We start from the raw sequence: 11152 nt of genomic DNA on the forward strand, positions 1-11152 counted from the left end.
CGTTCTACCGCAGCCCCCGACCGGCCACGCCCTATCTTTTGGTCATATCGGTTGGACCGGCCAATCGGACGGGAGCTTTCTTCCCTCCCCCGCACAGGCTGCTAGGCCAATTTTTCCCAGCGCGCGGCAAAAAGGGGGCCGACCCGGGCGCCCACGAGAATTATTTATAAAAATCAGTATGTTAGAGAGGACCAGGAAGTTGGCATCGTCCTTGCTTACCCGAATGGCAACGATTTTTGCCCTTCCGTTTGGAGATCCCTGGCCATGAGCATCTTCGGTTCGATGACCACCGCCGTCCTCGGCCTGAGCGCGCAGTCGAAGGCCCTCGGTCACATCTCTGACAACATCGCCAACGCCTCGACGGTCGGCTACAAACGGGTCAACACGGCCTTCGAGACGCTGGTGCTGCAATCCAATGAGCGGTTGCACGCTCCGGGCGGCGTGACGGCGGCGCCGGTCTTCATGAACAACATCCAGGGCAACCTGACCCAGGTGCAGAGCCCGACCAACGCCGCCATCCAGGGCCAGGGCTTCTTCAGCGTGTCCAAGCTCAGCCGCGGCCTGACCGGCCCCGGCCAGCAGGGCGAGACGGTGCAGACCCAGACCGGCACGCTGAACGCCGACAACGTCTATTACACCCGCGTCGGCGACTTCGAACTGGACAAGAACCGCTATCTGGTGAACAGCGCCGGCTTCGCGCTGAACGGCTGGATCGTCGACGACGTGACCGGCCAGCTGAAGAAGGACGTGGTGCAGCCGCTCCAGGTCAACACCCTGACCGACAAGCCGCAGTCGACCAACAGCATCACGCTGGGCGCCAACCTGCCGGCCACCCCGACGCCGGGCGTGCCGATCCCGTCCTCCAGCATCCAGGTCTACGACACCCAGGGCAACGCCCGGACCATCCAGTTCAACTGGCGCCAGGACGCCGCCAACGCGTGGCGCCTGGGCATCGACGCGCCGGGAAGCTCGACGCAGCCGGTCGCCGGTTCCTTCACCGGTGGCGCCGCCTCCATGGCGGCGGGCAGCCAGGTGTCCGGCGTGACCCCAGTGGCCCAGGTCAGCCAAGTGCTGGTCAACGGCACGACGTCCTTCCCGTCCTCGTCGGTCACGATCAGCGGACGGACCAACTACTATCCGGACGGCACGTCGCAGGACAACATCCGGGTCGGCGACACCTACAGCCTGACCATCAATGGCAGCCCGCCCGTCACGGTCAACGTGACCGCCGCGAACATCGCGAGCTTCTCGAATTTCACCGACGTCGCGAACGCGCTGGCCAGCGCGGTCAACGCGATGGTGCCGGCCCCCTACACCGCCGAGATCGACAGCAGCGACCCGCGCAAGGTCCTGGTGAAGAAGCTGGACGGCACGCCGGTCGAGGTCAGCGGCTCCTTCTCCAACACCAAGCCGCAGCTCAGCACGGTCAGCGGTCCCTCGACCAACCTGACCGGCTCGGTCAGCGGCGACCAGCGCAGCACCTTCACCTTCTCCACCGCCGCCATCGACGTGGGGGACGAGTTCCGCATCACCGTTGCGGGCAAGGAGTTCAAGACGCGCGTCACCTCGGCCAACATCGGCGCGCTGCAGGCAGCGGGTGGTATCAACGGCGTGGTCGCCAATCTGGCCAACCAGATCAACACCGCCGTGCCGTCGCTGAACGTCAACGCCCTGATCGGCACGGCCACGGTTCCGGCGGGCACGGCCAACCAGCTCGTGCTGGACGGCACCGCCGCGACGCCGACCTTCACGGCCACCTACGGCGTGACCAACGCCGACAGCCGCGACAACAACATCAGCGCCTCCACCCCCGTCGACTATCAGATGGCGACGCCGACCATCACGCAGGCCGCCACCGCCGCCCTGCCCGAGATCACCCATGTCACCTTCCCGTCGACGGCGGCGCTGAAGGTGCCGGACCAGTATGTCGTCAACGTGCTCGGCGTCGAGTTCAAGACCACGGTCACCTACTCGAACATCAACACGCTGAAGGACATGAACGGCGTGGTGGACGATCTGGTGGCGCAGATCAACAGCCAGGGGCTGGCGGTGACCGCCATGCGCAACCCCGCCTCGGGCGCCCTGGTCCTGACGGGAACCCCCGGCGCCGCCCTGGGTGTCAGCGGCAGCAAGCTGGACATCACCGGCACGGACAACGTGCGGGTGGGCGACAGCTACACCGTGCGGGTGGACGGCGTGCCCTACGCGGTGTCGGTGACCGCCGACAACATCCTCACCATGGGCACCTACGGCGGCATCGCCAACGCGCTGGCGGCCCAGATCAACTCCGCCCGGCCGCAGGCTCCAGTCATCGCGTCGGTGGTGAATTCGCAGTTGCAGGTCACCGCCCGCAACCCCGGCACGCCCTTCAAGATCGACCAGGAATACACCTCGGGCGCGGCCTCCAACAATCAGGTGAACGGCCCGACGATCAGCGCGCCGACGGACTCGCGCGGGCAGCGCCAGGAATTCTCCTACCCGCAGACGCAGATCGACATCGGCGACGTCTATTCGGTGTCGATCGACGGCACGCCGATCTCGGTGACGGTGGACAAGTCCAACTACGGCAACTTCCAGGACATCAACGGCGTCCTGCAGGAGCTGGCCAACCGCGTCAACGCCGCCAACCTGAACGTCGTCGCCACCTCGACCGGCGGCCGGCTGACCCTCACCCACAACACCTCGACCACCGGCAAGTTCGAGGCGAAGGCCAGCATCCAGAACGCCACCGGCAGCTCCGGCACGCTGACCGCCTCCACCACCACCTCCAACGTGGCGGGGGTGCGGCAGTCGGAATCGGTGACGCTGACCGGCACGCCGGGCGACAAGGACGCCGAGTACACGGTCATCGTCAACGGCTCGCCGATCACCTACCGGACGACGGGCGAGGAGACCTCGATGGAGACCATCGCGGCCAGCCTCGCCAATCTGGTGAACAAGAACACCTCCCTGCCGGTGACCGCCAGCGCCGAGGGCAGCGTGCTGAAGCTCGTCGCCAAGTCGGCGAGCGGCACCGTGGCCGACCAGTTCACGCTGGAAACCGCCGCGCAGGCTGGCACCACCCCCGCGCACGTTCTGCTGAACTTCGGCACCGATCCCGGCAATGTCGGCACCATCACCAGCGTCAGCACGGCGAAGGTCGGCACCGGCACGGCGGTGACCTCGGCCAACCAGGGGCTGGGGGCGGACGCCAACGTGACCTTCACGGTGGACTACGGCTTCGGCCCGCAGCAGATCACGCTGAACCTCGGCCAGATCGGCAAGTCGGGCGGCGTCACCCAGTTCGCCGGCAGCGAGATCAACGTGCGCGAGCTGGTGCAGGACGGCGCCTCGCGCGGCCAGTACAAGGAGGTGGTCTACGGCGACAACGGCGACGTCATCGTGAACTACGACAACGGCCGCAGCCGCACCATCGGGCGCATCCCGGTGGTCACCTTCAACAATCCCAACGCCCTGCAGCGCGAGGCGGGCGGCGTCTACATCGAGACGGACGACGGCGGCCGGCCGAACTTCAACGATCCCGACACCAACGGGGCCGGCGCGGTGGTCGCGAACAGCGTGGAGTCCTCCAACGTGGACATCGCGGACGAGTTCACCAAGCTGATCGTCACCCAGCGCACCTACTCCGCCAACACCAAGATCGTCACGACCTCCGACGAGATGCTTCAGGAAGTCCTCGGGCTGAAGCGCTAAGCGCGGTTCCGATCCGGCGGGCGGCCGCGTGACCCGCGGCCCGCCCGGCCAACAGCAGACCGCTTTCCCCGTAGACGAAAGGTCCAACGGCCATGTCCCTCTTCGGCGCCCTCGGCAGCGCGACAGCCGGCCTCCGTGCGGTCCAGGCCCAGGTGAAGCTGGTCTCGGACAACGTCGCCCGCGCCGACGATCCCACCCGCACCCGGCACACCGTGTCGAACGTGCTGGATTCCAACGGGTTCGTTCTCACCTCCCAGTACCGCCGCGAGGTCGATTCCGCCCTGCTCAGCCAGGTGCAGGACCTGACCGCGCGCGAAGGCTCCTCGGCCACCAAATCGTCCTACATGCAGCAGTTGGGCGACCTGCTGCGCACGACCAGCGGCAAGCCGCAGCTGAACCAGTACGCGGAAGCCTTCCAGACCGCCTGGAAGGCGGTGGAAACCTCTCCGGAGAGCGAGGTCGCGCAGTACCAGCTCATCCAGGCCGCCGACACCTTCGCGCGCGAGATCAATCGCGTGTCCCAGGGCGTGGAGGACATGGACCGCGAAATCCAGGGCGACCTCGGCCAGTCGGTCGGCGAGGTGAACCGGCTGCTGAAGGAGATCGAGAGCATCAACAACAACATCGTCTCGCTGCAGGGCTACGGTTCGGCCGGCAACGAGGTGGCCGACAAGCGCGACGGGCTGATCCGCGAGCTGAGCACCTATGTCGGCGTGCGCACGATGGCCCGCCCGGACGGCCGCGTCGCCGTCTTCACCCCCACAGGGCTGGCGCTGGTCGACAGCCAGGCGGCAAATCTTTCCTACGAGGGCGGCAATATCAACCTGACGGTGGGCAATCAAGTCACCAACGTCAACCAGCACCTGAAGGAGGGCAAGATTGCCGCGCTGATGAACCTGCGCGCCGACGGCTCGACCTCCAACCCGCCGCAGCCGGCCAGCGCCGATCCGACCACCGAGGTGATCCGCAAGCTGCGCTCGCAGCTCGACGCCTACGCGCAGATGTTCACCAGCCCGACCAAACCGGGCGAGCCCACCAGCTTCCGCGACGCCTACGACCAGGCCAAGACGGTGCCGGGCGAGGAAGGCACGCAGTTCTTCATGGGCAACGACCGCTTCACCATCCACGTGAACGAGAATCTGCTGAACAACACCAAGAAACTGAAGAGCGCGGCCGTCAAGGACGTGGTCACGGCGCTCAGCGCGACGGGCCGCAGCTTCCAGGCCGACGGGCTGAAACTGGAGGGCGCGTCCTTCAGCTCGATCTCCAGCAACATCACCGGCGGCTGGATGTCCGCGGCCAAGACCGCGATGGACAAGAACGCGCTCGACAAGGACTCCCGCCAGATCCTGGAGGAGCGCTACCACGCGACGACCGGCGTCAACATCGACGAGGAAATCGCCAATCTGCAGCAGCTTCAGACCTCCTACGCCGCGTCGGCACGGGTCATGCAAGTGGCCAACACGATGTTTGACGCGCTGGAGGCGATCGTCCGATGAGCTCCATCACTCAAGTCAGCAGCTACGCCAAGTATCTCGGCTTGGTCCGCAACCTGACCAACGGCCAGAACAAGGTGGACACGCTCTCGGAGCAGCTGACCACCGGCAAGAAGTCCACCGACCTCAACGCCTACGGCGCCGAGACGCAGAAGCTGCTCGCCCTGCGCGCGGAGCTGACCCAGCGCGAGTCCTATGTCCAGAACATCAACACCGCGTCGCCGCGCGTGAAGGCGACCGACACGGTGCTGAACAGCCTGGAGAAGCTGGCCACGGACTGGCAGAGCAGCAACCTGATGCCGTTCCAGCCGGGTCCGGCCAGCGTTACGTCCCCCTTCAACAGCAACCCCGACGCGCTGAAGCTGACGGTCAACGGCGACAAGTCCACCTTCACGCAGAACGCCCGCTACACCGTGACCTCCACCCCCTCGAAGGACGGGGTGAACGGCTCGTTCGACGTGACGGTGACCGACGGGCTGGGCGGCAAGACCACCCGCACCATCAATCTGAAAACGGTCCCCCCCAGCGACGGCGGCGGCTACAACTTCAAGATCGACGGCGGCCCCGGCGAAGGCGCGGTGCTGAACCTCAGCTTCGACCAGCTCACCGCGGCGTCGAGCAGCACCTTCAACGTGAGCTGGCCGCAGGCCAACGACATGCGCGACCGGGTCGAGGGCGCGCTGCGCGACATCCAGCAGCTTCTGAACGAGCAGTTCGGCGACCGCTATCTGTTCGCCGGCTCGCGCTACGGCACGGAGCCGGTGGGCGACCTGCTGGCCCAGCCGCAATCCACCCGCGTGACGCTGAACGGGTCGATGGTCAACACCGACGACTACTTCGAGGTGTCGATCGACGGCAAGCCCTTCGGCTATCAGGTCCAGCCGGGCGATCCGAAGACCGTCACCTTCGTCGCCAGCACGCTCAACAGCCTGATCCAGTCGGCCAACCCGAAGCTGCCGATCATCGCCTCCGCGGCCAACGGCGTCATCTCGCTGATCAGCGAGGACCAGAGCCAGAAGTTCGACGTGAAGGCCCGCGTCCAGAACTCGATGAGCATCGACAACTCGATGACGGCGCCCACGACCATCCAGGCGGCCACCCTGCCGGCGCCCGCCGGCACCGGGGTGAATCAGATCGACAGCTTCGCGCTGACCGGCGACGGGGTCGACATCGGCGACACCTACGAAATCAACGTCACCGTCGGCGACCCGGACGACCCCTTCAACCGGAAATACTATTCGGAACATCCGGACGAGCCGGAGGACCTGCCGCCCTACCAGCAGTACACGGTCCGCTACACGGTCACGGAGAAAGACTACAACAACGGCGTCACCGACGTGTCGAAGGTGGCCGACATGCTGCGCGCCGAGTTCGCGAAGACCAGCCCGGTCCCGCCGGTGACCATCGACGCCGCCGGCAACGGATCGACGATCCAGTTGGCCAGCAACACCACGATGGACCCGAACCATCCGTCGCGCGTGCAGCAATTCACCACCTCGGTGCGGGCGGTCAACGGCCAGATCGACAACACCATCTCGGTTGCGACCCTGCCGTCGCAGGCCGACGCCCTGACCGACCTGCCCTATGTGGACCCGCCGGACCTGCCCTTCTACGATTCGGAGTACATGTCGAACCGGAAGAACAGCAAGGCGTGGGACAAGGCCGCGGTCACCATCGACGACGGTCAGACGCTGACCTACGGCGTCACCAGCGACGACCGCGCCTTCCAGAAGCTGGTCGCCGCCTTCCGCATGGCCCACGTCGCCGCGTCCAATCCCGGCAAGTACGAGGAGTACATCACCAAGTCGCGGGAACTGATGGCCCAGGCCAAGGACGAGGTGCGGTCGGTCCATTCCAAGGTGGCGTCCGACCTTGCGACGCTGGAAGAGAAGAAGACCGCCCACACCACCGCGTCGGCCACGGTGGTCGAGCGCATTGCCGGCATCGAAGGCATCGACGAGACCGAGGTGGCGGCCCGCCTGCGCACCTCCATGAACGCGCTGGAGGCCGCCTACACGGTCGCCGGCCAACGCCAGAAGCTGTCGCTGCTGAACTACATCGCCTGAAGGCGGCGATGGCTCCCTCCCCTTCGACGAGGGGAGGGAACCGCCATCAAACAAAAAGACCGGCGCCCCGAAGGACGCCGGTCTTTTTGTTCGACGCGCGTGGATCTCAGATCGAGATCCGCAGCGACTGACGCGGCGGCTGGCCGTCCGGAGCGGAAACCGGCGGAGCCATCGGGGGGCGCGCCGCCTGCGGAGCCGGAGCCGGCTGGACCTGGACGGGCGCGTCGGGGCGGGCGGTCAGGCCGCTGGCCACCGACCGGTTGATGCTGATGAGGGTGTCCAGCTTCGACACGTCGAGATCGATCAGGCGGGCCATCGTCTCACGGTCGACCAGCAGCGACAGGGCGGCGATGTTGGTGCGCACCTCCGGCGGATGGCCGCAATCGTCCTCGGTCATCGCGGCCTGGAAGATCGTCCACAGGCGCTGGTTCAATTGCAGGGCGGCGCGAAGCGTTTCCTCGTTCACGGGGCTGCGCCCGGCATCGAGCAGGCGCCGCGACGCCTCCGCCAACGCCCAGGCTTCGACATCACGGGGATTGTCGGAAGTCGGCTTGTTCGCGTATGTCGGTGTCGGCTTCATTCCAAACCCTCGGGACAGGCCGCCGGACAGAGCAATGCTGAATCAGGTCCGGACCAAAGGATTGTCAGCGATCCTTCAATCCTTGTCAACTTTAGGGACCTGTCTCTGGTGATTTGCAAGGATTTGTCACGACTTCGCACCGTTCCGTCGGTGCCGGCCCAAACAGTTCACCGGCCGCCTGTTCGACCGCTTCCACGGAAATGCCGTCCATCAGACCGGTGGCCTGCGGATCGGCCTTCTGACGGGCCAGAAGCTCGGACCGCGGAACCCGGCTGATCACGGTGCGCGCCGCCACGCCCCAGGGGCCATAGGTCTCAGGAAAACCCGGCCCGAACAGCCCGACGGTCGGCGTGCCCGCGGCGGCGGCGATGTGCATCAGCCCGGAATCGTTGCCGATGTAGAGCGCCGCCCGGCGCACGCAGGCCGCCGCGGCCATCGGGTCGGTGCGCCCGGTCAGATCGATGGCCCGCCCGCCCAGCGCATCCAGAACCGGCCGGGCGCGCTCGCGCTCCGGCCCGGCGGCGAGTACGGCGACGCGCCGGCCGGCCAACCGGCCGCCGGGGCCGGTCAGCCGCGTTGCAAGATCGGCGAAGCGGTCCGCCGGCCATTCCTTGCCCGTCCAGTTCGCGGTCGGACCGATCGCCAGGAACGGTTCCTCGCCGCCGGGCAACAGCCGGTCGGCCTCGGCCTCGGCCGCCGTGTCGATCCACAGGCGGGGGGACGGCGGCGGGGACAGGCCCAGCACCCGCCCGATCTCCTCCACCTTGTGGAGATGCGGGGCACGGGCGTGGAAGAAACGGCGCTGCGCCAGGACGAGACGGCCGACCGCGGAGTTGCGCAGGTCCACCACCAGATCCCAGCGCGTGCCGGCGCAGGCCCGCCACAGGTCGAACCAATGCCGCGCCCAGGCCCGCTTCGGCATGGGAATCAACCGCTCCAGCCCCGGCACGGAGCGGAACAGCGGGGCGGGCAGCGGTCCGCAGGCGACGGTCAGGGCGGCGTCCGGGTAAAGCGCCGTCAGATGGGCCAGCAGCCCGGTTGAGAGGACCGCGTCCCCCAGACGGTTGGAGGTGATGAACAGGATGCGCAAGAGCCGGTCCGCCTCCTCAGCCCGCCGCCGCTTCGCCACCGGGCGGCACGCGCCGCCGCAGGTTGCGCGACAGGATCCAAGCCGCCGGCGCCAGCGCCGCCACCGGCAGCACATACATCAACGGCACCAGCACGCTCACCTTGGCGGCGAGGCTGGACAGGCCGAGGACGGCCGACTGGATGGCCATCACCACCAGCACCGCGGTGGTCACCCGCACCGACTGGCCGCGCCGGTTGAATTCGCCCGACAGCAGGCAGGCCAGCGCCACCATGGTGTAGGCCAGCGCCAGCAGCGGCGAGGACAGGCGGTGATGCAGCTCCGCCAGCAGGTCGCGCATCATCTTCGGGTCTCCCGCCAACTGGGGCGGCGGGTGCAGCAACTCGTCGGTGGAGCGTTCGCGGGCGTCGGGATAGCGTTCGCCGCTGGCGCTGCTCAGCACCTTCAGATCCACCGCATAGCGTTCGAAGAAGAGTTGGGACAGCCGGCTGGTCTTGCGGTCCAGCTCCTGCCGGTTGCCGTTGTAGACCACGAAGCGCGCACCCTCCGACCCGGTCAGCATCACGGCCCGCTCGCCGATGATGGTGACCGGCTTTTCCGGAATGCGCCCGTCGTGGATGATCACGTTGTGCAGGTTGGCCTCGCTGTCGCGCTCGCGCACGAAGACGCTGAAGCGGTCGCCCACCTCGTTGAACACGCCCTCGCGCAGGAACAGCTGCGAGTAGTCGCTGCGCACCGCGTATTCCATGCGCACCAGCTCCTGGTGGGCGGCGGGCGTCAGCCACAGGTTCAGCACGTAGACGACCACCGTCACGCCGAAGGCCAGCAGCATCGCGGGCGCGGCCAGGGCGAAGGGGCCGACGCCGGCGGCGCGCATCACCACCAGTTCGCTGTCGGTCGCCAGCCGGTTGTAGGTGAACAGCACCGCCCCGACCAGCGCCAGCGGCAGCACGATGCCGAGGAAGGTCGGCACCGTCAGGACGAGCAGCCACAGGAACACCCGCATCGGCGCCCCGGCTTCCACCACCATCTCGATCAGCCGCAAGGACTGGCTCAGCCAGATCGTCAGGGTCAGGCCGGCCGTGGAATAGAGGAGGGCGATCAGGAGATTGCGGAAGAGATAGCGTTGCAGTCGGTTCATGTGCATGCGTCACGGGGAAGCCCGGCGAGAAGCTGACGGGCTCGGGCGTCCGGGTCAAGTGCTGATCTGGCAACAGGCCCGGCGCATCGAACTTTTGCTCCCCGACGCGCCGTCCCCCGTCCGCTGCCCGCCGCGTCAGGCCGTGCGCACCGCCGACAGGAACACTTCCACCTTGCTGCGCAGCCCGTCCGCCTGATCGGACAGCGATCCCGCGGCTTCCAGCACGTTGCGGGCGGCGCTGCCGGTCTCGCTGGCCGCCCGGTTCACGTCCGCGATGTTGGACGTCACATCGTGCGTGCCGACCGCCGCCTGCTGGATGTTGCGGGCGATCTCCCGCGTCGCCGCCTGCTGCTGCTCCACCGCCGCGGCGATGGTCGAGGCGACCTCGCTGATTCGCCCGATGGTGCCCATCACGTCGCCGATGGAGGCCACCGCCCCCTCGGTTTCGCTGCGGACGGAGACGATCTTCGCGGCGATCTCGTCGGTGGCGCGGGTGGTCTGGTCGGCCAGCGCCTTCACCTCCGCCGCCACGACGGCGAAGCCCTTGCCCATTTCGCCGGCCCGCGCCGCCTCGATGGTGGCGTTCAGCGCCAGCAGCCGGGTCTGGGAGGCCACCTGGGTGATCAGGTCGATCACCGCGACGATCTCCGCCGAGGCGGTGGCGAGGCTGCGCATCGCCTGGTCGGCGCGCTCGGCCTTATGAACGGCCTCGTCGGCGATGGCGGTGCTGCTGGCGACCTGCCGTCCGATCTCCTGCACCGAGGCGGCCAGCTCCTCCGTGGCGGTGGCGACGGTCTGCACGTTGGCGCTGGCCTGCTCCGACGCGCCGGCCACGGTCACCGACTGGCGGGTGGTCTGCTCCGCCGTGGCAGCGAGCTGGCTGGCCGTCGCCTTCATCTGCACCGCCGCGGCCGAGACGGAGCCGAGCACGGCCGCCGCCTCGCGGTCGAAGCGTCCGGTCAGCTCCTCGATGGCGCGGGCGCGGCGGGCGCGGACGGCCTGCTCCGCCCGCTCCCGCGCGGCGGCCCCCCGCCCGGCGATCATGGTGTCCTTGAAGACCAGCACCGCCTTGGCCCTCTGCCCGATCTC

General features: G+C 67.7%; 7 protein-coding genes. 3 read left to right on the forward strand and 4 right to left on the reverse strand.

Annotated features, from left to right (window positions below; translation table 11 throughout):
- The first annotated feature begins 264 nt into the window (after positions 1-264).
- The 3 genes from GBZ26_RS20925 to GBZ26_RS20935 all read left to right on the forward strand — a co-directional run bounded on the left by GBZ26_RS20925 (position 265) and on the right by GBZ26_RS20935 (position 7255).
- A complete protein-coding gene (locus tag GBZ26_RS20925; protein WP_174440497.1) occupies positions 265-3693 on the forward strand; it encodes a flagellar hook-basal body complex protein in 3429 nt (1142 codons plus the stop codon).
- Positions 3694-3785: 92 nt separating this feature from the next.
- On the forward strand, positions 3786-5192 hold the full coding sequence (gene flgK / locus GBZ26_RS20930) for a flagellar hook-associated protein FlgK (protein ID WP_174440498.1): 1407 nt from the start codon (positions 3786-3788) through the stop codon (positions 5190-5192).
- On the forward strand, positions 5189-7255 hold the full coding sequence (locus tag GBZ26_RS20935; protein ID WP_174440499.1) for a flagellin N-terminal helical domain-containing protein: 2067 nt from the start codon (positions 5189-5191) through the stop codon (positions 7253-7255). The genes flgK and GBZ26_RS20935 overlap by 4 nt, the downstream gene beginning before the upstream one ends.
- 106 nt (positions 7256-7361) lie before the next feature.
- Here the strand turns inward: GBZ26_RS20935 and GBZ26_RS20940 are convergent, their stop codons facing one another.
- From GBZ26_RS20940 to GBZ26_RS20955, 4 genes are all read right to left on the reverse strand, one after another.
- Positions 7362-7835 (reverse strand): flagellar biosynthesis regulator FlaF, encoded by a 474-nt coding sequence (locus GBZ26_RS20940; RefSeq protein WP_174440500.1) that lies wholly within the window; start codon positions 7833-7835, stop codon positions 7362-7364.
- A gap of 91 nt (positions 7836-7926) precedes the next feature.
- The gene (locus tag GBZ26_RS20945; protein ID WP_246653860.1) at positions 7927-8925 is read right to left on the reverse strand and encodes a glycosyltransferase family 9 protein; all 999 of its coding nucleotides are present in this window, start codon (positions 8923-8925) and stop codon (positions 7927-7929) included.
- 16 nt (positions 8926-8941) lie between these two features.
- On the reverse strand, positions 8942-10063 hold the full coding sequence (gene lptF, locus GBZ26_RS20950) for an LPS export ABC transporter permease LptF (RefSeq protein ID WP_174440502.1): 1122 nt from the start codon (positions 10061-10063) through the stop codon (positions 8942-8944).
- Between the two features lie 135 nt (positions 10064-10198).
- Positions 10199-11152: methyl-accepting chemotaxis protein (locus GBZ26_RS20955; protein ID WP_247884859.1), on the reverse strand; the 954-nt coding region annotated here is incomplete at its 5' end.

Origin of the sequence: Azospirillum formosense (genome assembly GCF_013340925.1) — a bacterium.
Lineage (GTDB): Bacteria > Pseudomonadota > Alphaproteobacteria > Azospirillales > Azospirillaceae > Azospirillum > Azospirillum formosense.

What these genes read in the sequence shown, in the direction of transcription:
- GBZ26_RS20925 (WP_174440497.1), top strand. Translation starts at nt 265, where the DNA reads ATGAGCATCTTCGGTTCGATGACCACCGCCGTCCTCGGCCTGAGCGCG.
- flgK (WP_174440498.1), top strand. Translation starts at nt 3,786, where the DNA reads ATGTCCCTCTTCGGCGCCCTCGGCAGCGCGACAGCCGGCCTCCGTGCG.
- GBZ26_RS20935 (WP_174440499.1), top strand. Translation starts at nt 5,189, where the DNA reads ATGAGCTCCATCACTCAAGTCAGCAGCTACGCCAAGTATCTCGGCTTG.
- GBZ26_RS20940 (WP_174440500.1), bottom strand. Translation starts at nt 7,835, where the DNA reads ATGAAGCCGACACCGACATACGCGAACAAGCCGACTTCCGACAATCCC.
- lptF (WP_174440502.1), bottom strand. Translation starts at nt 10,063, where the DNA reads ATGAACCGACTGCAACGCTATCTCTTCCGCAATCTCCTGATCGCCCTC.